Raw genomic sequence first — 23,557 nt, 5'->3', positions numbered from 1 at the left:
TTTGTTTTATTTATGCTCAAATAGCCATCTGAATGGCCTGTATTTGCGTTTTGGCTTCAGCCCAAATTGTTTAATACTTTTTTCTCGGATCAATTCAGTAGCCTCGTTTATATCATCAGTTACCAGGTAAAATTTCTCGTCGTTTGCTCCTATGGTTCCGTCGCGTTTCATTACAGCTATGTGCTCTATCAATTCCTTATGATATTCTTTCCCCAAAATAATGATCGGGAAGTCTTTTATTTTATGGGTTTGAATAAGGGTAAGCGCTTCAAAATATTCATCAAGCGTGCCGTAACCGCCCGGCATTACCACAAAAGCGAATGAGTATTTTACCAATAGTACTTTCCGTAAAAAAAAGTGGCTCATATATACCCACTTATCCAGGTATGGGTTGGGTTTTTGCTCTACAGGCAGTTGAATATTGCATCCTACAGAATAACCGCCCGCATCTTTGGCGCCTCGATTAGCAGCTTCCATCAAACCCGGTCCACCACCTGTGATGATCGTAAAACCCAATTTTGCAAAAGCCGCGGCGGCATCACGGGTAAGCTGATAATAAGGATGATCTTCTTTAAAACGTGCCGAACCAAAGAAGGTGATACATGGCCCTACAAAATGCAATGCACGCAGTCCACGTATAAGATCTACCATGGTTTGTATAGTAAACTTTAACTCCTTTAACCTGGAGTGTGGTCCGTCCAAAAACTGTATTTCTGTAGTAGTGGTCATCATATTTGTTTAGTTGTTGTAAAGGTGGGTAATGCAGCTTGGCGAACAGATGACTTGCATCATATTTAAAAGTGAGCTATGTCCAGCCTTTATCTCTTATACCGGTTCATAACTTGAAAAAGTGATATAAGTCACTTTTTGGCTTGAAATAGATTACATTTTTAAAGCTCCAGGATCATGATACTTGCAGAATGTTAGCGGTAAAGGTTAACTTAGCTTATGGAAAACGCAGCTTTATTGAAAGCCATTATACAAAACGCTATCGACGGGATCATCACGATAGATGAACGGGGACTGATAGAAACCATCAACCCGGCTGCATGTATGCTCTTTAGCTATAGCCCTGAAGAGGTTATAGGAAAAAACGTTTCATTTTTAATGCCCCCGCCCGATCGCGACCAACACGATGAGTACATCAGGCGTTATCAGCACACCGGCGTGCCGCATATTATTGGTATAGGGCGTGAGGTTACCGGTTTGCGTAAAGATGGTACAACATTCCCTTTCAGGTTAGGCGTAAGTGAGGTGGCCTATTCCGGCCGAAAAATATACACTGGTTTTATTCATGACCTAAGCAAGCAAAAAGAAGCCGAAGAACAACTAAGGGATTATGCGGCACATTTGGAAGATTTAATTGAAGAGCGAACCCAATCATTAAAAGAATCTGTACTGGCACTTCAAAACGCTAAAGAGGAAGTTAGCCTGTCATTGGAGAAAGAAAAAGAGTTGGGCCAACTGAAAAGCCGCTTTGTATCCATGGCATCACACGAGTTCCGTACCCCTTTAAGCGCTATACAACTTTCGGCATCGCTTGTTGATAAATACGCACAAGCTTTTAGCAGCGACAATATTACTAAACACGTAGGCAAAATAAAAAATGCTGTAGGCAACTTAACTACCATTCTAAATGATTTCCTGTCGCTCGAAAAACTGGAAGCAGGTAAAGTTGAGCCTACTTTTTCCTTATTTGACCTGGTAAAATTTTCTGAAGAAATAACAGAAGAGATGCAAATGGTAGCCAAGCAAAACCAGCACATTATTTACCAGCATACCGGTAAAGAAAGTATGGTTAAGCTGGATCAAAACCTATTAAGAAACTGCGTGTTTAATTTGATAGCCAATGCGATCAAATATTCGGGAGAAAACACATTCATCGAATTTAACACAGAAATAGATGAAAGCGGATGTACGGTAATTATTAAAGATAACGGTATAGGTATTCCTGAAAAGGACCAAAAACATCTTTTCGAGCCATTCTTCAGGGCGCATAATACGGGTAATATCCCGGGCACCGGGTTGGGGCTGAATATTGTTGCCCGTTATACTCATTTAATGAACGGCAACATACAATTTAACAGCATTGTTAACCAGGGCACATCATTTACTATATCATTCAAAAAGCATGAGCAAACAAGTATTGATCATAGAAGATAATACCGATATCAGGGAAAATATTGTTGAGATATTAGAACTGGCAGATTTTATCGTATTACAGGCAAATAATGGGAAAGTTGGGGTTGAGCTGGCTAATAAGCATAAACCTGATATTATACTGTGCGATATCATGATGCCCGATCTGGATGGTTACGGGGTACTTTACATGCTACATAAAAACCCTGAAACCGCTACCATACCCTTTGTATTTTTAACAGCCAAGGCCGAGCGCATTGATCTGCGGAAAGGTATGGAAATGGGTGCAGATGATTACCTGACAAAGCCTTTTGATGACATTGAACTACTTAACGCCATCGAGACCCGCTTAAAAAAGAAAGAACTTCAGGAAACATTTTACAGCAAACCGCTGGATAAAATAAATGGCCTGCTATCAAAAAACAATGGATTGGCCGAACTTAAACGTATTGTAGCTGAGCGTAAAAGCCGGCAGTTTAAAAAGAACCAGGTTATTTATTATGACGGTGATAAGGGTAATGGGCTGTATATTATTTTAAGCGGGAAGATCAAAACCATGAAGCTTGCCGAGGATGGCCGCGAACTGATGACCGGCATTTATGCAACCGATGATTACATTGGCGTAAACGCTATGTTAGCCAATGAGCCGTATGCGGATACCGCTACTGCGTTAGAAGACTCGCAGCTTTGCCTGATACCAAAAGAACAGTTAGACGAACTAATTAACCAATACCCCGATGTGGCACGCGAGTTCATTAGCATATTAGCCAACGACGTTAGGGATAAAGAAGAACAATTGCTGCACCTTGCCTACAACTCGGTACGTAAACGCATGGCCGAATCGCTGTTACGTTTGCATAAGCAAAACAATAGCACAGAAGGATTTAAAATTAACCGGGAAGACCTCGCTGCCATGACGGGCATGGCCACCGAAACCGTAAGCCGCACTTTAACAGATTTTAAGGATGAAGGCCTGATAGAAAAAAAAGGCAGCCTTATTACTATAATTGATGAAAAACGGATCGCTAAAATGAAAAACTGACGAACGTCATTTTCCTGGCTGACCACGCTCAACTATAGCGCCGGCAATTCGCCATAATTTTGAAAAATAAATTATTGCGGATGAAAGTAGTAGCATATAGCATAAAACCGTTTGAGAAGGAATTTCTTTCAAAAGCCAACCAAAAAAAACACGATATAACCCTGATATCAAACCCCCTGAGTGCCGAAACAACGTTTTACGCAGAGGGTAAGGATGCTGTCATTGTTTTTACAAACGATGATGTTTCTGCAGGGGTAATTGAACTTTTGGCTAACTCTGGCATCAGGTATATCGCTACCCGTTCTGCCGGGACAGACCATATTGATAAGGAGGCTGCAGGCCAACACGGCATCAAAGTGGCCAACGTGCCGCATTATTCGCCCGAGGCCATTGCCGAACATGCAGTTGCACTAGCCTTTGCGCTAAACCGTAATCTCATCAAAGCCGACGACCATAGCCATCATTTCAACTTTACCAATAATGGCCTGATGGGTTTTAATTTTACCGGTAAAACGGTGGGCATCATAGGCCTCGGCAATACAGGCCTGGCAACTGCGGCTATTTTTAAGGGTTTGGGCTGCAAGGTAATTGGCTACGACGTAAATTTGCCGGACGATAAGGGACTAATTGAGCAGGTGCCCCTTCCCTATCTTTACTCACATTCAGATATCATTTCCCTGCATGTTCCACTTAATGAGGGCACCAGGCATATCATCAATACAACCTCGTTACAGCAAATGAAGGACGGGGTAATGCTGATCAACACATCACGCGGCCCGTTGGTAAAAACTACCGATGTTATCCAGGCCATTTATTCGGGCAAAGTCGGCTACTTGGGTCTCGACGTTTACGAATTTGAAAAGGGATTATTCTTTGAAGATCACGAGAAAGACAATATTAAAGATGAATTACTTAAGGAGCTAATGCAGTTTGATAATGTACTGATTACCCCGCACCAGGCCTATTTAACCCGCGAAGCCTTGCAGGGCATAGCCGACCAAACCATAAAAAATCTTGACTTGTGGCAGCAGAATAAATGCGTCGGCAAAGCCTGCGCCTGTGCCAAAAACTGCCAGGTGCCCGCGGCATCAAACCCTATTTAATCTTCGTTATGGATAAACACCTCACTGAAAAGTATAACGTGGCAGCGCCGCGTTATACCAGCTATCCTACTATGCCTTATTGGGATACCGATAGCTTCAGCAACCGGCAATGGCTGCGCTCTGTAAAAGCCTCCTTTTATGAAACAAACGTTGAAAATGGTATAAGCCTTTACGTGCATTTACCTTTTTGCGAAAGCCTGTGCACCTATTGCGGCTGTAATACCCGTATCACTAAAAACCATAACGTAGAGGAACCGTACATTCATGCTGTTTTAAAAGAATGGCAAATGTACAGGGCTATTATGGGTGATACCCCTGTTATTCGCGAATTACATTTGGGCGGCGGCACTCCTACCTTTTTCAGCCCCTATTACCTGCAAAAACTAATAGCCGGTTTACTCGATTGGGTAAATATTCATCCCAAGGCCGAATTTAGTTTTGAAGCCCACCCCAGTAATACTACTGAAGAGCATTTGCAAACGCTGTTTGACTTGGGTTTCAGGCGACTTAGTCTTGGAATACAGGATTTTGACCCTGCCGTACAGCTGATTATCAATCGTTACCAAACTCTGGAGCAGGTACGCAACGTAACTTATTTAGCCCGAAAAATCGGCTACACTTCCATTAATTACGATTTGATTTACGGCCTGCCTTTGCAAACCATTAACAGCCTACCGAAAACCATGCACCTGGTAAGCGAACTGGTGCCCGATAGGATAGCTTTTTATAGCTATGCTCATGTACCATGGATAAAACCCGGGCAGCGGAAATTTACAGAAGCAGATCTGCCAGATGCGCCCACAAAAGCAAAACTTTATGAAATTGGCAGAAGCCTTCTGAAAAACCATGGTTACATCGAAGTAGGTATGGACCACTTTGCGTTACCTAACGACGAATTGGTTACGGCCGGTCTGGAAGGAACACTGCACCGCAACTTTATGGGGTATACCCATCAACATACACAATTAATGATAGGCCTTGGTGTATCAGCTATCAGCGATAGCTGGTACGGTTTCGCGCAGAATCAAAAGAAGCTGGAAGATTACATTAACGACATTGAACTGGGAGAACTACCGGTATTTAAAGGGCATATTTTAACGCATGATGACCTAATCATTCGTAAACATATACTTAACATTATGTGCACCGGCCAAACTACATGGAACCATCACGCTGAACCTTGCGAGGCATTATTCACCGGCATTGAGCGCCTGGAGCCGTTGGCACAGGATGGTTTGATTGACCTATTCTCCTGGGGACTTAAAGTTACCGAAACAGGCAAACGCTTTCTGCGCAATATTTGCATGGCGCTCGACGCCAGGCTGTGGAGCAATAAACCAACTACCCAGCTATTTAGCATGGCCATCTGATATAATAAGAAAGGCTACCCAATTGGGCAGCCTTTTTACTTTTGATGTATGTAAACTTACTCACTTGCTATCTGCAGCACTACCCTGCCGGTGATATCTCCCTTACGCATATCATCAAAAATTCTATTAATATTCTCCAATTTGGCGGTATGGATGTCTGCCTTTACTTTACCTTCAACCGCAAAAGCAATTGCTTCCTGCATGTCTTTGCGAGTGCCTACTATTGAACCCCGAACGGTATAGCGGTTAAGCACAGTCTCAAATATGGGCAGATCAAAACTACCTTTTGGTAAACCATTCAAAGCAATAGTACCTTTGCGGCGTAACATGCCAATACCCTGTTCAAAAGCAATTGGCGATACGGCAGTAACCAGTACACCGTGCATACCGCCGGTTGCTTTCTTCAACGCCGCGCCCGGGTTTTCATTCAGGGCGTTAACCGTAAGCTCGGCACCCAATTGCCTGGCCAGTGCTAATTTATCATCTGCAATATCAACCGCGGCAACATGCATACCCATGGCTTTTGCATACTGCACCGCCAGGTGGCCTAAACCACCAACGCCGGATATCGCTACCCATTCGCCGGGTTTTACCTCAGTTTCTTTCAAACCTTTGTATACCGTTACACCAGCACAAATTATCGGCGCCATCTCGGCAAAGTTTATCCCTTTCGGGAAATGCGCGATGTAACGCGAATCGGCCACAACATATTCCGCAAAGCCGCCATTAACGCTGTAGCCGCCATTTTTTTGCTCCTCACAAAGGGTTTCCCAGCCTGTTATACAAAACTCACAGCAGCCACAGGCGCTGTAAAGCCAGGGTGCACCAACAATATCACCCACGGCCACATTTTTAACGTCGGCACCTAAAGCTACCACATAACCAATAGCTTCATGCCCTGGTATAAGTGGCAATTGCGGTTTCACCGGCCAGTCGCCGTTAGCCGCGTGCAAGTCGGTGTGACAAACACCACATGCAATTACTTTTACCAATACCTGGTTATCGCCTGGCGTTGGCACTGGTACATCTTCTATTACAAGCGGCTGTCCAAATTCATGGATAACGACTGCTTTCATCGTTTTTGGGATCATAATTTATAGGGTAAATACAAGTATCATTAATAAATGTGCAAGGATGCTAAAAGCAAAAAAGCCAAGCATTACACGGATGCCTGCGCCACCCATACCTGCAATAATATTAGAAAAGAAAAGACCCAATGTAACTGCCAGCACAGCGAGTGGCGCATCAAAATAATAAAGCAAAACAGCAGGAACCGGCAGAAACAATACGCCCTGGGCTATCAATGATACCATAAACCAAAGTGTACGGTTAGGGGCTTGCTTATCGGCCCAGGCAGTAAGTTTGGTCAGGAAACTATCGTTGTTATTAGTTAAAGAAACTTCGCTCCATTGAGCTGCGGTATTTGTTAAAGTTGCCATAATATTGATTTTTATTATGACAAAAGTGCGGTATCAGCCACTGCTAACGAATGATATTAAAACATCACTAATATGATGCTGGTCACATTCTTTAAAGCGTTACTGGCAAACGCTAACACCGATCTTTTTTACTAACGGGCTTAAATATGGGATATTTAGGCCCGAGCCACGAATAATAAACCAAAAGCCGAGGCATACCATCAGGTAAGGCATGGCCACATTAATGCGGCGGCGTATTAAAGGCTTTAAAAAACCAAAACAAAGGGTAGCGATAAACATCAGGGGGAAAGTACCCATACCAAACCAGAACATGAAAACCGCCGCATCCGCCGGCGATGTGGTATTTAAGGCTCCAAAAAGTGCCACATATACAAAACCACACGGCAGAAATCCGTTAAGCATCCCCAGCACCAGATGGCCGGCCTTATGTTTTATGGCCAGATTGATCATCTTGTAAAACCACGGGAAATAAACACTGTTTCCTCCTTTATTTTTAAAGCGGACCAATCTAATGATACCAAGGCCTATAATAAATATACCACTCAGTATGCTTACAATTTGCTGCATGCCCGATAGCCAGAACAGCTTGCCGAGGTAACCCAAAAGCAGCCCCAGGCAAGAGTATGTTATCACCCGCCCAAAGTTGTACAAAAGCTTATCGGTAACTAACGACCACGCATATTTCCGGTTAGAGGGGATACTAAAAGCCAATGGCCCGCACATGCCTACACAATGCACGCTGCCAAAAAGGCCTATTAAAAAAGCGACCTGATTATTTCCCATTGATGTAGAGATCCTGTTGATATAAATAGCCTTTATTGCCGCTCTTCCAATCTATCCGTATGCTCCAACGCCCGGTAGTTAACCTATTTAAGGGTATACTTGCCTGAGTTCCGGTATTTGTGTTTAACGGGAACATCAGGTCTTTACTTTTACCTAAAGGGTTAATCAGCTTTATTGTACCGATAGCGGGCAGTTTAAATTCCATAGACACTTCACCATTTACCTGCTTTACTACAGGCTGCGCCTTGTCGGTTACCACCTGTTTTTCTTTTGCATAGTCCTGATTAAAATTCAGGCCTTTCTCGTAATACTCATGGTCGTAATCATCCGCGGGCATGCTAAACATATAACAACTCATGCTAACAATGAACCCTATAAAAAGCAGCATCACTATAACTAATCCTTTTCCCCAGTTCATATCGTTAATTGTTTATTGGTCCTATAAATGATGTACTTTCGGTTTCGAGCACTTTATTCTCGCTTAGCAACTGTAGTTTGACAGTTGTTTTTGGCGCATGGATAGAAGCCGCGGGCATCATCACAAAAAATACCACTTTTACCGACCCGCCCTTTTCAATAGCCCCCGGCGACTGGATGTATTTTATCTTAATGGCCGGGTCGGTTGCCTTAATGATTATCGTTTTTGTTTCGTTCGATTTATTAATGATCTCGGCGTTATAAATATTGCTAATGTAACTGCCCGGCTGTTCCTGGTAAAGCATACCTGCGCTGCGCATTATGGTTATGTCTACATCGCTGCGGCTAAATATAAAATAGCTTAAAATAACCATCAACAATACCATAATCGTGCTGTAACCCGCCATCCGCCAGGTAAAAGATGGCTTTTGGTTATTCGTTATCATGTTCTCCGAGTAATAACCTATCAGGTTTAAAGGCTTGTTTATCTTGTCCATTACGTAGTTACAAGCATCAATACAAGCTGTGCAGTTAATGCATTCTAACTGGGTGCCTTTCCTGATATCTATCCCGGTAGGGCAAACCGCAACGCAAAGGTCACAATCCACGCAATCGCCTTTTAAAGTTTGGTCTGCATCTTTCTTTAGCTTACCGCGTGGCTCGCCTCTAACATCATTATAGGCAACCACAACGGTATCCTTATCTATCAAAACACCTTGCAAACGACCGTATGGGCATATTACCGTACAAACCAATTCGCGTACCTGGCTGTACACCAGGTAAAAAATCGCCGTAAATACCCAGATACTAATAAAGCCCACAATATGGGCCGTAACCGGTTGGGTAATGATATTAATTAGGCTTTCGCTACCAATAACGTAAGCCAGAAAGGTATTAGCTATTAAGAAGGATAGCAGGATGAAGATAAAATGCTTTACCCCTTTCTTTAAAACCTTTTCGTTTGTCCATTCGCCCGCATCCAGTTTACGGCGTTTGTTGGCGTCGCCCTCTACCCACATCTCTATCTTGCGGAAAACCAATTCCATAAATATGGTTTGAGGGCATATCCATCCGCAAAATACCCGGCCGAAGGTTATGGTAAAAAGTGTTACAAAAACAACAAACACCAGCGTTGCTATTACAAACAGGAAAATATCCTGTGGCCAAAATACCTGCCCCAATATCACAAACTTTCGTTCGATAACATTGAGCAGTAAAAGGGATTGCCCGCCGATCCTTAAAAATGGCCCTGCGAAAAAGAAAAGCAGGTACACATAGCTAATGGCCGACCGCCATTTGTACAACTTCCCTTTTCGTAAAGCAGGATACAGCCACCGCCTCTTCTCTTCCGCTACACCCTCTATCGCTGCATCCATCATCATTAATTTAAGGCTAATTTTTCGGTAGTCTCTTTGTCGCCCTGAGGTTCTTTAGCACCTGCCGGATGCGTGCCCTGCAGCGATAAGATGTAATTAGATACATCGGCTATTTGCTTGGGCGAAAGCTGTTTTTCCCAGTTTGGCATGCCTTTAGCCTGCACACCATATTTAATAGTTTTAAAGATATCATTGATCTTGCTACCATGCAGCCAATACTCATCGGTTAGGTTGGGGCCAACAACACCTTGTGCGTTATCGCCATGGCAAGGCGCACAAGTTGACTTAAATGTAGCTTTACCTTCGGCCAGCATGGCGGGATCAGTTACCACCTTTACCGTATTTTCATCAACCCGGTTAGCGGCTTTGCTCAGATAGATTTTTTTGGCGACTTCGGCCTGTGCTACTTCTGTATTGTACTCGGCATCCTGCAACTGGCCAATATCAAACACATGATAAACCATCAAATAGCCAACAGCGAATATAATGGTGGAGTAAAACAGCACCATGAACCAGGCCGGGGTTGGGTTATTCAGCTCCTGTATGCCATCATACTCGTGCGCTATCAACAGGCTTTTTTCTTCTGATAATGGCTTTAAGGATAACAACTTGTTCCATACCTCGCCTTTGGGTTTCTTTTCTTTTTTTGCCGGCTGCAGTTCTGCTTCTATCTGCTGGTTGGTATAGCCCTGCGATTTCAGGCTCACCCGGATAAGCACTTTAAAAGTGCGTAACAAAACCAGCATCGCAGCCAAAAACAGCAGTAACATGGTTATTATAGCCCCGTAGCCTATGTAGTTCTTCAGCTCATCTGATACCATACTATCGCTCTGCGCAAAACCTTGTTGTGTTGCCAATACACTTGTTATGATAAAAAAACACTTCTTCATTGCACTACATTTTTAGATGGATCGATCTCGTTATCACTTAGCGGCAGTTCGCTCATATGGTCTACATGGTTTTTGCCTAACCGCAATAAAATAACAGTGACTACGATAAAAAACACAAGGAATATACCCAGTGAACTAAGCAGATAAACCTGGTGCCCGCTTATGTTCTCGGTGAATTGTTTAAACATGGTTTTAATTATTTATTGGCGGTTTTATTAGCTTTAACATCCGTACCTAACCTTTGCAGGTAAGCTATAATGGCGATGATCTCTTTATCATTTTTCACCTTGATTTTATCCTTGCCCAGGTTTTCTGCAATTTCTTGCGCCTGTTTATTTAGGTCGGCATTGGCTTTGTTTTCATATCCTGGTGCATAAGGCACCCCCAACGTACGCATGGCATTTATTTTAGTACCGGTTGTTGTTGTATCTAATGTTTGGGTGAGCAGCCAATCGTAATTTGGCATGATGCTACCGGGCGACATCAGCCTCGGATCCATCATGTGGTTATAGTGCCAGGCGTTGCCATATTTCTGTCCTTCGCGCGCCAGATCGGGCCCGGTACGTTTAGATCCCCAAAGGAAAGGATGGTCGTACACAAACTCGCCGGCTTTGCTGTACTCGCCGTAACGCTCGGTCTCTGAACGGAATGGTCTCACCGTTTGCGAGTGACAATTAGAGCAACCTTCACGGATGTATATATCCCTGCCCTGCAACTCAAGCGGTGTATAGGGTTTTACGCTGGCTATAGTGGGCACGTTTGATGAGATGGTCATGGTTGGCATTAATTCGATCACTGTGCCTATTAAGATCACAATTAGTGCGGCAACCATTAACTGTATAGGCCTGCGTTCCAGTTTACGGTGCCAGCCGCCATCAGTAACCTCGTTTACCGGCTCTAACGGCATAGATTCGGCAGCTTCATTGGCTACCAGCTTACCTTGCATCATGGTGCGGGCCAGGTTATAGGCCATCACAATTACACCCAGCAAATAAAATGTGCCGCCTATTGATCGCATTACGTGCATAGGAATGATGCGAAGTGTGGTTTCCAAAAAGTTAGGATACTTCAGTATACCTTCGGGTGTAAATTCCTTAAGCATCAATCCCTGGGTAAAACCTGCCCAGTACATAGGGATAGCATAAAACAGGATACCCAGCGTGCCGATCCAAAAGTGGAAGGCCGCCATCTTTTTTGAGTAGAGTTGTGTTTTATAAATGCGCGGCAATACCCAATACAAAATGGCAAAGGTTAAAAACCCGTTCCATCCCAGGGCACCAACGTGTACGTGTGCTACTATCCAATCGGTAAAGTGAGCAAGGCCGTTTATCTGTTTAAACGATAGCATCGGCCCTTCAAAGGTTGCCATACCATAAGCGGTTAAGCCTACCACCATAAATTTAAGCACTACGTCATCGCGTACTTTATCCCATGCACCGCGCAGGGTTAGCAAACCATTGATCATCCCACCCCAGCTTGGTGCTATCAACATAATAGAAAATACTATACCTAATGATTGTGCCCAGCTTGGCAAAGTGGTGTATAACAAGTGGTGCGGCCCTGCCCATATATAAATAAATATCAGTGCCCAAAAGTGCAGGATACTCAGCTTATATGAATAGATAGGCCGATTAGCCATCTTGGGTAAAAAGTAATACATCATACCCAGGTATGGCGTGGTCAGGAAAAACGCGACCGCGTTGTGCCCGTACCACCATTGCACCAATGCATCCTGCACACCGGCATAAACCATATAGCTTTTAAATGCAGATACCGGTAGCTCAAAAGAGTTTACAATATGTAGCACTGCAATAGTAACGAACGTGGCTATATAAAACCAGATAGCTACATACAGATGGCGTTCCCGGCGTTTAAATATAGTGCCGAACATATTGATACCAAATACAACCCATATAATGGTAATAGCAATATCAATAGGCCATTCCAGTTCGGCATATTCATGCGATGAGGTAAAACCCAAGGGCAGCGTTATCACGGCTGATACTATAATAAGCTGCCATCCCCAGAAATGCACATTACTTAAAAAATTGCTGAACATACGAGCCTTTAACAGGCGCTGTAACGAATAGTAAACACCCATGAATATGGCGTTACCCACAAAAGCAAATATCACCGCGTTGGTATGTAACGGCCGGATACGGCCAAACGTGGTGTACTGGTTGCCCATATTCATGGCAGGCTTAAATAACTGGATTGCGGCAATAAGGCCAACCGTCATTCCGATAATGCCCCATACAATGGTGGCAATACCAAAATTCCTTACGATCTTATTATCATAGTAAAATTTTTCGGGCTGCATAATTGTTGTTTAATATGGTGTAAAAGTATTTTAAGCCCTGCAGGCTACGAATGACGGAGGTTTTGTGAAAAGATGATGGCGGTCACTTTTTATCCTGTGGCCCTGTTTCGTCGTCTAATAAAATGCGTACCGATGGGGTGTACAGATCATCGTTTTGCCCGGTGCGTTGCGCCCAGAAAAAAGCTAGTAAAAACAAAAGCGCCAGCAATACGCTGCATCCTATCAGAAAGTAAATGATGCTCATAATAGCTTCCTCCTTTTTGCGGCGAAATGCGTGGCTATTGTAGTAAACGAAATAATGGTAGCTGTGCTTAAGGGCATCAGTATAGCGGCAGTAAGCGGCGACAGGTTACCACTAACTGCGTAACTCAGGCCAATAAGGTTATAAGCAAGCGATATCAAAAACGAGCAATGAATTATAGTAACTGTATTTTTTGAAAATTTTAAAAAAGCCGGCAACTTATTAAAAGACCGGCCATCCAGTATGGCATCACAGCCAGGCGAAAAGTTGTTGATGTTATCGGTCACGGCTATACCCAGGTCGCTTTGGCGCAGGGCACCGGCATCGTTAAGTCCATCGCCTATCATCATTACCTTACCTTTTAACCTTTGCAATAATTGTATAAAATCCAGCTTCTTTTGAGGCGATTGGTTAAACCCCATCCTGTCGCCGGTTTTAAATACGGGCAGCAACTCCCTCTTTTCGTGATCGCTATCACCTGAAATCAGAAATGTTTGATAAGTCGATAAGCTATCTACCGTTTGTTGTAAGCCTCCCCGGTAGTTTTGTTTAAACAGGAAATGCCCCAGGTATTCCCCATTGATAGTAAAATGCACCTTCGTCGCATCTGCGGCGTCGTGCTGCCCAAACATAAAATGTCCGCTGCCAGCCCTAACCTCAACATTATCTACAAATGCAGTGATTCCTTTACCTGGCATTTCTTTATACAAAGCAATCGGGAGCTTTTTAATTTTGCCAAAATACCTGCATATCATGCGCGATAAAGGATGGTTGGAATTGCTGCAGACGCTGTATATCATTTGCTTTTGACGGCCTGTTAACGCCCCGACCAGCATGATGCCGTTTTCTGTTGCAGTAGTTATCGTACCTGTTTTATCAAAAACAACAGTATCTATTTTAGCCATTTGCTCAACCACTGCAGTATTCTTTAAATAGAAAAAGTTCTTATCAAATATGCTCAGCGCTGCCGACATGGTGAACGGCGTGCTCAAGGCCAACGCGCACGGGCAGGCAACAATAAGTACCGCGGTAAAAGCCGCCAGCCCCCTGTTTAAGCTTGTTGGCAGCCAAAAAATAAGTGAAGCAAAAGCAATAGCCAATAATATCACTGTAAAATATTTGCTCACCCGCTCATTAAAGGTTTGCATCCGGTTATCCTGCTGGCGTGTAAATGCTTCGTTGTTCCAAAGCTGGGTAAGGTAACTTTGCGAAACAGGTTTCACCACTTCCAGTTCGATAGCTTCGCTCGTCTGCCTCCCGCCTGCATAGATGATCTCGCCAAGCGTTTTACTAATAGGGATTGATTCGCCCGTTACAAAACTGAAATCAATCAGGGCTTCGCCTTTTAGTAAAATAGCATCTGCAGGAATGATCTCGTTATGACGCAGCACTATCCGCTGGCCAACTTTAAGGTCGGCAAGGGGTACCGGTCTTTCTATATTATTTGTTATTACCTGTACCGCTACCGGAAAGAATGAACGGTAATCGCGTTCGAATGAAATGTGATGATAGGTTTTGCGTTGCACAAACTTGCCTACCAGCAGGAAAAACACCAGCCCACAAAGGGTATCGGCAAAGCCCGCACCTGTTTGGGTAAGTATTTCAATTACCGTACGGGCAAATAATACCACTATACCCAGGGCCAGCGGGAAATCTATATTTAAAACCCTATTTCGGAGATTCTGCCATGCTGAGACAAAGTATTCGCGACCGCTGTAAAAAACCACAGGTAACGCAAACATTATATTTAACCAGCCAAAGAAATGTTTAAACGTTTGCTCGAAAGCAGACAACCCCAGATACTCCGGGAAACTAAGCAGCATAACATTGCCAAAACAAAAGCCGGCAACAGCAATGCGCTGCACCAGGTTGTCTTGAGTATTTACACGGTTCTGCTTTTTGATAACATCCTGCAGGCTGATAAGCGGTTCGTACCCAATATCAAAAAGCAGCTCAACCAGCTGTTTAAGGCTTAGCTGTTTGGTATCGTACTTGATGTTTAGCTGCTTTTTCAGGAAATCTATGCGACTGTACAATATGCCGGGGTTAAACTTGTTCAGTTTTTCCAGCAGCCAAATGCACGAGCTGCAATGGATGTGCGGAATGTAAAGGGTAACTATAGTGAGGTTGTCATCTGTATAATCCACAAACTCTTTTGCTACACTGGGCTCGTCCAGGTAATCAAAACGTTTATCGGTACGCGCCCGTGTTAAACCGGGGTGGTCGTTAAAATTATAGTAGCTGCAAAGGTTATTGGCTGATAGTATACTGTAAACGCTTTTGCAACCCAGGCAGCAAAAGCTCTTATTCTCCACAATATAGCTTGTGCTTAAACATTCGTCGCCGCAGTGGTAACAGGTGGTTTTCTCTGTAAAAATGCTTTCGGTCATTTGTTGGTATTAATACTTCAAAACTGCTTGCTTTTACTCTTATAAATAATGATGACGATTGTGCTAAAATGTGACGATGGTCAATTTTACCGGTATGGCATTCGTTTACTTTTGGCCTATGAGCCATACATTTCATATCCCAGTTTTAGGTTTAGGTTTTTCTATTGATACACCGCTCAAAGTGGCGCGCTATGGGATCTCATCAGTCATGTCTGTTGTTGATGATGAACTGATAGAGCGCATGCGCGAATACCATTGCTATGAAAACGAAGAGGCATTTATGCCTATTAAAAAGACAGAAAACGATTACCGTGCAAAACGAATTACTGCGTATTTAAACCTGGTAAAAAAACTGGTTGAGCGACAATTTGAAAACCTAAAAGAACAACCATTTGCTGACGGATCTGACCTCTGCCGTTACTTTGAACTGTTGCCAGAAACTTCGCAGCTAAAACAAGGCTACGATTTAATGCAAGAATTTCCCGACGGGGAGCAAAAGAGATTATTCCAGTCTATTCTGCGTAACAAAATAACAAAGGGGTCCATCGATGTAAATATTATGGCTAAAGTGGATAAAATGAACTTTAACGCCGAAGGAGACTACACCGGCGATGAAAACACAGACGCTCTCGCTGCTTTAAGAGGCTTCGCGACAAGCGAACTGCAATCTTCGGTGATCTTATCCGCAGGTATGAACCCCAGGTTATACAGCTATCTCGAAAATTTTCCTGATTTTTTCCCTTATGATAACGAACGTTTTGAAAAAAAGATAATTCTTAAGGTAAGCGATTTTCGTTCGGCATTTATACAGGCTAAATTCTTGGCTAAGAAAGGGCTTTGGGTGTCCGAGTTCAGGATAGAATCGGGCCTTAACTGCGGTGGGCACGCCTTTGCTACAGAAGGCTTTTTGCTTGGGCCAATTCTGGAAGAGTTTAAGACACGCAGGGATGAAATGCTTGATGAGCTATACGGGTTATACGACAGCGCCCTGATACAAAAAGGGATGTTTACCACCAAGGCACCTGTTCAAAAGATAAGTGTGCAGGGTGGTATTGGCACTGCCGATGAGAACGCGTTTCTAAGAGACCACTACCACGTTGATGCTACAGGTTGGGGTAGCCCCTTTTTGCTGGTTCCCGAGGCCACTAACGTAGATAATGAAACCTTAGTTAAGTTAACCGGAGCTACCGAAAGCGATTACTATTTAAGCAACTCATCACCGCTTGGTATTTTATTCAACAATTTCAAACCCAGTTCTTCCGAACAGCAAAGAATCAGCCGCATCGAGAATAAGCGGCCGGGCAGCCCCTGTACCAAAAAATTTCTTTGCAGCAATACTGAATTTACTGATCAGCCTATTTGTATAGCATCAAGAGAATATCAAAACCTTAAAATAAAACAACTTGATAATTCAGGTTTACCCGAGGCCGAGCATCAGGCCGCGTTTAATACCATTACCGAAAAAATTTGTCTGTGCGAAGGTCTTTGCTCATCGGCGTATTTAAAATACGGTATTGCCAAACCTAAAGAGAATACCGCCGTGGCCATTTGCCCCGGGCCAAACCTGGCCTATTTTAGAAGGACTTTTTCGTTGGATGAAATGGTGGGCCATATTTATGGCAAGCTGGATGTATTAAAAAATGCAGCGCGCCCGCATATGTTTTTAAAAGAACTTGAACTTTATATCGATTACTTGCAAAAAGATGTTCAGCAAAACCTGGCCAACTTAACGGAGAAGAAAAGCAAGCAATTGCAGAAATTTAAGGAGCAATTGTTAAATGGTATCGATTATTATAAAACACTTTTTAACGAGATGCAGCTACTACCAGATAATGCAAAAGAACAATTGCGGACTTTTGAAGAGTTGTTACTAAAGCAGGCTTATTGACATATTTGATAGATTTAATTGCTTAAAAATAACAATCAAAACAATCCGCCTGTTCAAGTCTTACTTTAACAGGCCTTTATTAACAACTGGTACCGCTTAATAGGTGCCAGTTATTTATACAACCATCTATCCGTCCTGGCCTTGCATCAGCTTATTGCCCGGTTTTTACTTTCCAACAGATAACAAATGACAAAACAGCTAAACACAGGTGTTTTAGTGATCAATGACGGTTCTTCAAGTCTAAAGTTCAGCCTGTACGATGGTGAAACCTTAATACAGAAATGGTCGGGTGTTATTAGTCCGATTGGCAGCGGTACAGGAAAACTGGAGATCATAAACGATCAGCGTGAAATTATAGAGAGCCGTTCAGGAGCTTTTAAAGATTTGAAGGTTGCCGTAAATGAAATAATCAGGTGGCTGAAAGATAAAAACATGGCTCCTCTTATTTCAGCTATCGGGCATCGCCTGGTGCAGGGCGGCCCTCAACATCGGCAGCCGGAACTGGTTACCGACGAGTTACTAAAAACATTGACACAGTTTACTTACCTGGCACCCAACCATTTGCCGAATGAACTGATGGCGATCAAAATCTTTCAGGCGGCCTTCCCAAAAATACCGCAAGTAGCCTGTTTTGACACCACTTTTCATCAGGATATTCCCTCCTACGCAAAGTATTACGCCTTACCCGAAAAATATAAGGCTATGGGTTTGATGAAATATGGCTTTCACGGCTTGTCTTATCAGTATATCCTGCAAGATTTGACGGCGGAAGACCCGAAGGTTACAAAAAAGAAGATCATTATTGCCCATTTGGGTAATGGCGCCAGCATGGCGGCCGTTAAAAATGGGATCAGCGTAGACACCACCATGGGCATCAGCCCGATCGGCGGCCTGGTGATGGGTACCCGCAGTGGCGATCTCGATCCCGGCGTTTTGTTATTCCTGTTAAAACAGGGCAAGCTGACAGCTACACAACTCGACGAATTGTTGAGCAAAAACTCCGGTTTAAAAGCCATAGCAGGCATAAGCGATATTCAGGAGCTGCTGCAAGCAGAACCGAAGGAGCCGAAAGCAGCCGAAGCACTTGCCGTTTTTTGCTATGCAGCCAAAAAATTCATCGGGGCGCTTGCAACGGCAATGGGCGGCCTGGACCTGTTGGTCTTCACCGGCGGTATCGGGGAAAACTCGCCCATCATTCGGGAACGTATCTGTAGTGGCCTCGAATTTATGGGGATCGACCTTACAAACCCCAAAAGCCGGGTAGCGGTGCGTGTAATCCCAACTAATGAAGCATTTATGATAGCCAGGCTTACCACCGAACTTTTAAACGATAAAATTAAAACATAGTGATGGAAAAAGAACCGATCAACAGCACAGCCGAAACGCTGTCACCCGAGTCGCTACAAAAGATAAATGCTTACTGGCGAGCGGCCAATTACCTGTCTGTAGGGCAACTGTATTTGCGGCATAACCCTTTGCTGAAAGAACCGCTAAAGCTGGAACATGTAAAAAACATGCTGCTGGGCCACTGGGGCACAACGCCCGGGCAAAACTTTATTTATACGCATCTAAACCGGATCATCAAACAGTATGACCTGAACATGATCTATGTTTCCGGGCCGGGCCATGGCGGACCAGCGGTCGTAGCGGGGACTTATTTAGAGGGTACCTATACCGAAGTTTATCCCAATATTACACAAGACGAGGAAGGCCTGAAAAGACTGTTCACTCAGTTTTCTTATCCCGGTGGTATTTCCAGCCATGCTTCGCCGCAAACGCCGGGATCTATCCACGAGGGAGGAGAACTGGGTTATTCGCTGAGTCATTCTTTTGGTGCGGTAATGGATAACCCCGATCTTATTGTGGCTTGTGTAGTGGGCGACGGCGAGGCCGAAACCGGTCCTTTAGCTACCGCCTGGCATTCCAATAAGTTTTTGAATCCGCTAACAGACGGAACCGTACTACCAATCCTACATCTGAATGGCTATAAGATCTCTAACCCTACGGTGCTGGCCCGTATCAGCCAAGAAGAATTGGAACAGCTGTTCCGTGGCTATGGCTGGAACCCCATCTTTGTTGAAGGGGATGAACCGGAGCAGATGCACCGCGATATGGCCGCAGCATTGGATTATGCTGTGGACCGGATCAAACAGGTGAAATATGATGCCGGACATCAAAACGGAAGCCGTCCGCACTGGCCGATGATCGTCCTGCGTTCACCCAAAGGCTGGACCGGGCCAAAAGAAGTGGACGGCTACAAGATCGAAGGTAATTTCAGGGCGCACCAGATCCCGCTGGCGGTTTCAGCCTCTGCCCCGCCGGAGCATTTGCAAATGCTGGAAAGCTGGATGAAAAGCTATAAACCTGAAGAACTGTTTGATAAACAAGGGAAATTAATTCCCGAATTGCAAGCCCTGGCACCTAATGGTGAACGCCGCATGGGCGCCAACCCGCATGCCAATGGCGGCGATTTACTGCGCGACCTGCGCCTGCCGGATTTCCGGGAGTATGCTGTAGCCGTGCCGGTGCCCGGTGCGGATGGGGAAGGCGATACTTATATCAGCGGCCGCTTCCTGCGGGATGTGATCAAAGAGAACCGGGAAAAACGCAACTTCCGCATCTTTGGCCCGGATGAAACAGTATCTAACCGACTGGACGCGGTGTTTGAAGCGACTAACCGCCAATGGGACGCACCCATCGCCGGACATGATGAATTTCTCGCCGCTGAGGGCAGCGTGATGGAAATGCTGAGCGAACACCAGTGCGAAGGCTGGCTGGAAGGCTACCTGCTGACCGGCAGGCATGGCCTGTTCAACTGTTATGAAGCTTTTATCCATATCGTGGACTCGATGTTCAACCAGCACGCCAAATGGCTGAAAACCACTTCGGAAATACCCTGGCGCAGACGGATCGCTTCACTGAATATCCTGCTTACTTCTACAGTCTGGCGGCAGGACCACAACGGATTTACCCATCAGGACCCCGGCTTTATAGATCATGTGGTCAATAAAAAAGCGACCATTGTGCGGGTATACCTCCCGCCTGATGCCAATTGCCTATTGTCTGTGATGGACCATTGCCTGCGCAGCTATCATTATGTGAACGTAATTGTAGCCGGCAAGCACCCTGCGCCCCAATGGCTTAACATGGATGAGGCGGTGGCGCATTGTACCCGCGGCATAGGCATCTGGGACTTTGCTAGCAACGACCAGGATGCAGAACCGGACGTAGTGATGGCCTGCTGCGGTGATGTGCCGACGCTGGAAACTTTGGCGGCCGTTAGCATTTTGCGAGAACATCTACCGGAAATAAAGATCAGGGTTATTAATGTTGTGGATTTGTTTAAGCTCCAAAAGAGCACCGAACATACTCACGGACTGAATGATAAGGACTATAACGAACTATTCACTGCAGACAAACAGGTGATCTTCGCCTTCCATGGTTACCCATGGCTGGTTCACCGCCTTACCTATAACCGGGACAATAATACGGGCATACATGTACGGGGCTACAAAGAAGAAGGTACCATCACCACATCTTTTGATATGACGGTGCTGAACGAAATGGATCGTTTTCACCTGGTGATGGATGTCATTGACCGGCTGCCGCAAACCGGTAGCAAAGGCGTTTACCTCAAACAACTCATGCAGGATAAACTCATCGAACATAAGCACTACATCAACAGTAACGGTAAGGATATGCCCGAAATACTCAATTGGAAATGGAACAAATAAAAAAGCAGTTTTATCATCACTATTACCGCGTTAATAATAATGATACGGAAATTAAGGAGATCAGTATTAATAACTTTAAATCCTGCGGGCCCAAACCCGCAGGGGCGCTACGCCTGCAACCCGATGCCTCACTATTCCGGTTATTTACTGATATAGGGCAAGCCATGGAGAAAGCGAAAGCCGGGGCACGGCTCATATCGGTCGGCTTATTAAGCGTGGGAAAGAAGGACTACCCGAACTGCTGCAATACCGGATGGATCATTACGAAGCCCTGAATATCAACCTTGTAGATGCAAACATCCAAAAGGAGGAAATTCAAATGCTGTCTGATCAGCACTTCGTGTACAAACCATACAGGATACCTCCTGGAAATGCCGGCGGCTTGTAAACCGCCCCCCATACACCAATTGGTAATTTCAAATATCATTTAAATCATGCTTCTGCACCAGGGAACAAAACGGACCTATATACACAACGTAAAGCTAGCTTCACTGCTGGGGTTTACCGCGGGCTTTGTCAATGCGGCGGGTTTCCTGGGCTTTGCCGTATTGACCACCAACGTGACCGGACATGCAGCCTTGTTTGCTGAGCGGATAGCTTTCCAGGACTGGGCAACGGCACGGGTGGTCGCTTTATGGATGCTCCTGTTCCTCGCTGGCGCGTTTACTTCGAGCCTGCTTGTCTCCCGTATCGGTCGCAATCAGCAATATTCCTATGTGATCCCGGTGGGCACGGAAATCGCGATCTTACTGGCGGTCGCCTTACTTGGTCATCGCTATAATGGCAGCCTGGCGGGCAAGGAATTGTTTGCAGGCAGCCTGCTTTTCGCGATGGGTATTCAAAATGCGTTGGTGTCCCTGGTATCCGGTTCCGTTGTACGTACTACTCATTTAACCGGCACATTTACCGATCTGGGTATAGAATTGGCACAGTTACTACAAAAAACACGCAACGACCACCCACTGTTGAGATCGCGCATCAAGCTTCGCCTGGCTATTATCTTTTTTTTCATGTGCGGCGCGCTCGGTGGCGCTTATATTTTTCGTTCCCTGGGCTTTCATGCCTTCCTGGCGCCGGTCGCCGTCCTACTCTATACGCTGGTCTACGATGTGCTGCGGATCAAACTCAAACGTTACTATTATCAATGGCAAAACAAGGGTGGGAATCGCTGATCTATAGCCGTAAGAAAACTCTCCAGTTACAGGGCACGATCATTTTTAAACTGAGCTTATTTAATGCGCAAATCAGCCGAATATGACGGTAGTCATTTTTTAAACAATCGCACCGGCTTAAATTAGATTGTAAATCCTTTCAATATGAAAACGATCCGATTTAATTTCAATCATCCCGTGAAAGGCAATGTGGTCCTATCACCTATTGCCAAAAATTGCGGCTCATGTCTGCGAATAAAAGTAGAAAGCTCAAAAGATAACTTGTTGGAGATACCTATTGGTGATTGTGATGAAGGAAAATGGAAGCTCACGCTTGATTGGGAATATGATGGACGATCTTTTTCTCACCGGGAAGATTTCGAGATTCCACAAATAAATAATGCGTAAAAAATAATTAAAAGGTGTGCAAATGATTATTAAACGAATATGAATATACCATCTTATATTTCTTTATGCGAAAAAATATTCCCATGGAAATTTCATTACTCAAATAAATAATTTACAGATCGGCTTAGAGATTTAGTTAACTTGAAATTTAAATTATTTAATGAAATTACCGCGTTAATGTTGTAGGCATTTAGATCATCATATTTATACAAACCATCCTGCTTAAGATAACCCAGCGATACAAAGTATCGGGCAGTTGATGAACCTCCGTTAACGTTAAGGTTGCCCTGTGTCATCATAGAAGATGGCTTGATCAGCTCTTTGGTTCAGTCTACATTCGGATACAGATATTGGTAAGTAGGATTGCTCCGGTCGCGAAACTTGTTCAGGTATTCATCTGTGTAAAGGTTAGCGTTAAGGCCGTCATTGTTCAATGCTTCCCTAAATAGTGTCAGGGCATTAAAAGAATCCAGGTATTTAGGCATATTGATGGGTTGCTGAGCTGCTGTTTGCGTGGTTAGGGAAATAACGGGCTTGCAACCAACTCGGTAGAATCTTCGTGGTTTTTGCCGTTGTCCATGTAATCCAGGTATACCATAGCCGGCTTGTTTAGTTTGCCGATCTTGCCGGAGAGCTTAAAATTTTGCGTCTACGCTTTCAGAAACAAAGGCAACAGGATTGTTAAAAAGGCAAAGCCTGTTATTTTATTAAATATTTTCATAAATATGGCTTTATGTTCTGTTTAAGGAAATTAATATTTCACTGCCGGAAAATCTTTTTGAGCCTTCTTTAACTGGCCTTCCCATTCGCCTTTCCAGCCAAAGGCTGTGGTTGCCTGGGCCTTAAGGTTAACGCCGGATGCACCG

General features: G+C 44.3%; 24 protein-coding genes. 11 read left to right on the top strand and 13 right to left on the bottom strand.

Annotated features, from left to right (window positions below):
- Nucleotides 1-6: 6 nt before the first annotated feature.
- The gene (locus tag JWQ85_RS02005) at nt 7-732 is read right to left on the bottom strand and encodes a TIGR00730 family Rossman fold protein (RefSeq protein ID WP_299463140.1); all 726 of its coding nucleotides are present in this window, start codon (nt 730-732) and stop codon (nt 7-9) included.
- A 216-nt stretch (nt 733-948) separates the two neighbouring features.
- Here JWQ85_RS02005 and JWQ85_RS02000 point away from each other — a divergent pair, with 216 nt between their 5' ends.
- From JWQ85_RS02000 to hemN, 4 genes are all read left to right on the top strand, one after another.
- Entirely contained in the window at nt 949-2,163 is a 1,215-nt protein-coding gene (locus JWQ85_RS02000; RefSeq protein ID WP_299463137.1) for a PAS domain-containing sensor histidine kinase, read from the top strand.
- Nucleotides 2,132-3,181: a response regulator gene (locus JWQ85_RS01995; RefSeq protein WP_299463134.1), complete on the top strand. Its 1,050-nt coding sequence runs from the start codon at nt 2,132-2,134 to the stop codon at nt 3,179-3,181. Before JWQ85_RS02000 ends, JWQ85_RS01995 begins: the two co-directional genes overlap by 32 nt.
- Before the next feature lie 80 nt (nt 3,182-3,261).
- A complete protein-coding gene (locus JWQ85_RS01990; protein WP_299463131.1) occupies nt 3,262-4,284 on the top strand; it encodes a 2-hydroxyacid dehydrogenase in 1,023 nt (340 codons plus the stop codon).
- Between the two features lie 8 nt (nt 4,285-4,292).
- A complete protein-coding gene (hemN, locus tag JWQ85_RS01985) occupies nt 4,293-5,654 on the top strand; it encodes an oxygen-independent coproporphyrinogen III oxidase (protein WP_299463129.1) in 1,362 nt (453 codons plus the stop codon).
- A 56-nt stretch (nt 5,655-5,710) separates the two neighbouring features.
- Here the strand turns inward: hemN and adhP are convergent, their stop codons facing one another.
- The 10 genes from adhP to JWQ85_RS01935 form a co-directional block, all read right to left on the bottom strand.
- Nucleotides 5,711-6,745 (bottom strand): alcohol dehydrogenase AdhP, encoded by a 1,035-nt coding sequence (gene adhP / locus JWQ85_RS01980; protein ID WP_299463126.1) that lies wholly within the window; start codon nt 6,743-6,745, stop codon nt 5,711-5,713.
- Between the two features lie 3 nt (nt 6,746-6,748).
- Nucleotides 6,749-7,093 (bottom strand): hypothetical protein, encoded by a 345-nt coding sequence (locus JWQ85_RS01975; RefSeq protein WP_299463123.1) that lies wholly within the window; start codon nt 7,091-7,093, stop codon nt 6,749-6,751.
- A 99-nt stretch (nt 7,094-7,192) separates the two neighbouring features.
- Nucleotides 7,193-7,876 carry a sulfite exporter TauE/SafE family protein gene (locus JWQ85_RS01970; protein WP_299463120.1) on the bottom strand — a complete coding sequence of 228 codons (684 nt, stop codon included), beginning with the start codon at nt 7,874-7,876 and terminating at the stop codon, nt 7,193-7,195.
- Nucleotides 7,866-8,294 (bottom strand): FixH family protein, encoded by a 429-nt coding sequence (locus JWQ85_RS01965; protein ID WP_299463117.1) that lies wholly within the window; start codon nt 8,292-8,294, stop codon nt 7,866-7,868. The genes JWQ85_RS01970 and JWQ85_RS01965 overlap by 11 nt, the downstream gene beginning before the upstream one ends.
- A gap of 4 nt (nt 8,295-8,298) precedes the next feature.
- Nucleotides 8,299-9,675, bottom strand: coding sequence for a cytochrome c oxidase accessory protein CcoG (gene ccoG, locus JWQ85_RS01960; protein ID WP_299463114.1), 1,377 nt, complete (start codon nt 9,673-9,675; stop codon nt 8,299-8,301).
- Nucleotides 9,675-10,559: a cbb3-type cytochrome c oxidase N-terminal domain-containing protein gene (locus JWQ85_RS01955; RefSeq protein WP_299463111.1), complete on the bottom strand. Its 885-nt coding sequence runs from the start codon at nt 10,557-10,559 to the stop codon at nt 9,675-9,677. Before JWQ85_RS01955 ends, ccoG begins: the two co-directional genes overlap by 1 nt.
- Nucleotides 10,556-10,747 (bottom strand): hypothetical protein, encoded by a 192-nt coding sequence (locus tag JWQ85_RS01950; protein ID WP_299463108.1) that lies wholly within the window; start codon nt 10,745-10,747, stop codon nt 10,556-10,558. The genes JWQ85_RS01955 and JWQ85_RS01950 overlap by 4 nt, the downstream gene beginning before the upstream one ends.
- Nucleotides 10,748-10,755: 8 nt before the next feature.
- The gene (gene ccoN / locus JWQ85_RS01945) at nt 10,756-12,879 is read right to left on the bottom strand and encodes a cytochrome-c oxidase, cbb3-type subunit I (RefSeq protein WP_299463105.1); all 2,124 of its coding nucleotides are present in this window, start codon (nt 12,877-12,879) and stop codon (nt 10,756-10,758) included.
- An 82-nt stretch (nt 12,880-12,961) separates the two neighbouring features.
- A complete protein-coding gene (gene ccoS / locus JWQ85_RS01940) occupies nt 12,962-13,123 on the bottom strand; it encodes a cbb3-type cytochrome oxidase assembly protein CcoS (RefSeq protein WP_299463102.1) in 162 nt (53 codons plus the stop codon).
- Nucleotides 13,120-15,510 carry a heavy metal translocating P-type ATPase metal-binding domain-containing protein gene (locus tag JWQ85_RS01935; protein ID WP_299463099.1) on the bottom strand — a complete coding sequence of 797 codons (2,391 nt, stop codon included), beginning with the start codon at nt 15,508-15,510 and terminating at the stop codon, nt 13,120-13,122. The genes ccoS and JWQ85_RS01935 overlap by 4 nt, the downstream gene beginning before the upstream one ends.
- A 118-nt stretch (nt 15,511-15,628) precedes the next feature.
- Here JWQ85_RS01935 and JWQ85_RS01930 point away from each other — a divergent pair, with 118 nt between their 5' ends.
- The 7 genes from JWQ85_RS01930 (at nt 15,629) to JWQ85_RS01900 (ending at nt 22,691) form a co-directional block, all read left to right on the top strand.
- Nucleotides 15,629-17,398 (top strand): hypothetical protein, encoded by a 1,770-nt coding sequence (locus tag JWQ85_RS01930; RefSeq protein WP_299463097.1) that lies wholly within the window; start codon nt 15,629-15,631, stop codon nt 17,396-17,398.
- A 186-nt stretch (nt 17,399-17,584) separates the two neighbouring features.
- Nucleotides 17,585-18,745: an acetate/propionate family kinase gene (locus JWQ85_RS01925; protein WP_299463094.1), complete on the top strand. Its 1,161-nt coding sequence runs from the start codon at nt 17,585-17,587 to the stop codon at nt 18,743-18,745.
- 2 nt (nt 18,746-18,747) lie between these two features.
- Nucleotides 18,748-21,132, top strand: a complete 2,385-nt coding sequence (locus JWQ85_RS01920; protein ID WP_299463091.1) for a phosphoketolase — start codon at nt 18,748-18,750, stop codon at nt 21,130-21,132.
- Nucleotides 21,120-21,407: a hypothetical protein gene (locus JWQ85_RS01915; protein WP_299463088.1), complete on the top strand. Its 288-nt coding sequence runs from the start codon at nt 21,120-21,122 to the stop codon at nt 21,405-21,407. The genes JWQ85_RS01920 and JWQ85_RS01915 overlap by 13 nt, the downstream gene beginning before the upstream one ends.
- A complete protein-coding gene (locus JWQ85_RS01910) occupies nt 21,386-21,520 on the top strand; it encodes a hypothetical protein (RefSeq protein ID WP_299463085.1) in 135 nt (44 codons plus the stop codon). Before JWQ85_RS01915 ends, JWQ85_RS01910 begins: the two co-directional genes overlap by 22 nt.
- 46 nt (nt 21,521-21,566) lie before the next feature.
- Nucleotides 21,567-22,304: a YoaK family protein gene (locus JWQ85_RS01905; protein WP_299463082.1), complete on the top strand. Its 738-nt coding sequence runs from the start codon at nt 21,567-21,569 to the stop codon at nt 22,302-22,304.
- Nucleotides 22,305-22,448: 144 nt separating this feature from the next.
- Nucleotides 22,449-22,691, top strand: coding sequence for a hypothetical protein (locus tag JWQ85_RS01900; RefSeq protein WP_299463079.1), 243 nt, complete (start codon nt 22,449-22,451; stop codon nt 22,689-22,691).
- Between the two features lie 95 nt (nt 22,692-22,786).
- Here the strand turns inward: JWQ85_RS01900 and JWQ85_RS01895 are convergent, their stop codons facing one another.
- Together JWQ85_RS01895 and JWQ85_RS01890 are read right to left on the bottom strand one after the other, a co-directional pair.
- The gene (locus JWQ85_RS01895; RefSeq protein ID WP_299463076.1) at nt 22,787-22,990 is read right to left on the bottom strand and encodes a hypothetical protein; all 204 of its coding nucleotides are present in this window, start codon (nt 22,988-22,990) and stop codon (nt 22,787-22,789) included.
- A gap of 27 nt (nt 22,991-23,017) precedes the next feature.
- The gene (locus JWQ85_RS01890) at nt 23,018-23,176 is read right to left on the bottom strand and encodes a hypothetical protein (protein ID WP_299463073.1); all 159 of its coding nucleotides are present in this window, start codon (nt 23,174-23,176) and stop codon (nt 23,018-23,020) included.
- Between the last annotated feature and the right edge of the window lie 381 nt (nt 23,177-23,557).

It is taken from the genome of Mucilaginibacter sp. (assembly GCF_028288105.1).
Classification (GTDB): domain Bacteria; phylum Bacteroidota; class Bacteroidia; order Sphingobacteriales; family Sphingobacteriaceae; genus Mucilaginibacter.
The sequence above is the reverse complement of the archived record's forward strand: the minus strand, read 5'-3'. Positions and strand labels throughout refer to the sequence as shown.

Coding starts and splice junctions, on each gene's coding strand:
- JWQ85_RS01920 (WP_299463091.1), top strand. CDS start 18,748: ATGGAAAAAGAACCGATCAACAGCACAGCCGAAACGCTGTCACCCGAG.
- JWQ85_RS01905 (WP_299463082.1), top strand. CDS start 21,567: ATGCTTCTGCACCAGGGAACAAAACGGACCTATATACACAACGTAAAG.
- JWQ85_RS02000 (WP_299463137.1), top strand. CDS start 949: ATGGAAAACGCAGCTTTATTGAAAGCCATTATACAAAACGCTATCGAC.
- JWQ85_RS01915 (WP_299463088.1), top strand. CDS start 21,120: ATGGAACAAATAAAAAAGCAGTTTTATCATCACTATTACCGCGTTAAT.
- JWQ85_RS01895 (WP_299463076.1), bottom strand. CDS start 22,990: ATGATGACACAGGGCAACCTTAACGTTAACGGAGGTTCATCAACTGCC.
- JWQ85_RS01990 (WP_299463131.1), top strand. CDS start 3,262: ATGAAAGTAGTAGCATATAGCATAAAACCGTTTGAGAAGGAATTTCTT.
- JWQ85_RS01955 (WP_299463111.1), bottom strand. CDS start 10,559: ATGAAGAAGTGTTTTTTTATCATAACAAGTGTATTGGCAACACAACAA.
- ccoG (WP_299463114.1), bottom strand. CDS start 9,675: ATGATGATGGATGCAGCGATAGAGGGTGTAGCGGAAGAGAAGAGGCGG.
- JWQ85_RS02005 (WP_299463140.1), bottom strand. CDS start 732: ATGATGACCACTACTACAGAAATACAGTTTTTGGACGGACCACACTCC.
- JWQ85_RS01930 (WP_299463097.1), top strand. CDS start 15,629: ATGAGCCATACATTTCATATCCCAGTTTTAGGTTTAGGTTTTTCTATT.
- JWQ85_RS01890 (WP_299463073.1), bottom strand. CDS start 23,176: ATGCCTAAATACCTGGATTCTTTTAATGCCCTGACACTATTTAGGGAA.
- JWQ85_RS01925 (WP_299463094.1), top strand. CDS start 17,585: ATGACAAAACAGCTAAACACAGGTGTTTTAGTGATCAATGACGGTTCT.
- ccoN (WP_299463105.1), bottom strand. CDS start 12,879: ATGCAGCCCGAAAAATTTTACTATGATAATAAGATCGTAAGGAATTTT.
- ccoS (WP_299463102.1), bottom strand. CDS start 13,123: ATGAGCATCATTTACTTTCTGATAGGATGCAGCGTATTGCTGGCGCTT.
- JWQ85_RS01965 (WP_299463117.1), bottom strand. CDS start 8,294: ATGAACTGGGGAAAAGGATTAGTTATAGTGATGCTGCTTTTTATAGGG.
- JWQ85_RS01970 (WP_299463120.1), bottom strand. CDS start 7,876: ATGGGAAATAATCAGGTCGCTTTTTTAATAGGCCTTTTTGGCAGCGTG.
- adhP (WP_299463126.1), bottom strand. CDS start 6,745: ATGATCCCAAAAACGATGAAAGCAGTCGTTATCCATGAATTTGGACAG.
- JWQ85_RS01975 (WP_299463123.1), bottom strand. CDS start 7,093: ATGGCAACTTTAACAAATACCGCAGCTCAATGGAGCGAAGTTTCTTTA.
- JWQ85_RS01900 (WP_299463079.1), top strand. CDS start 22,449: ATGAAAACGATCCGATTTAATTTCAATCATCCCGTGAAAGGCAATGTG.
- JWQ85_RS01950 (WP_299463108.1), bottom strand. CDS start 10,747: ATGTTTAAACAATTCACCGAGAACATAAGCGGGCACCAGGTTTATCTG.
- JWQ85_RS01995 (WP_299463134.1), top strand. CDS start 2,132: ATGAGCAAACAAGTATTGATCATAGAAGATAATACCGATATCAGGGAA.
- JWQ85_RS01935 (WP_299463099.1), bottom strand. CDS start 15,510: ATGACCGAAAGCATTTTTACAGAGAAAACCACCTGTTACCACTGCGGC.
- hemN (WP_299463129.1), top strand. CDS start 4,293: ATGGATAAACACCTCACTGAAAAGTATAACGTGGCAGCGCCGCGTTAT.
- JWQ85_RS01910 (WP_299463085.1), top strand. CDS start 21,386: ATGGATCATTACGAAGCCCTGAATATCAACCTTGTAGATGCAAACATC.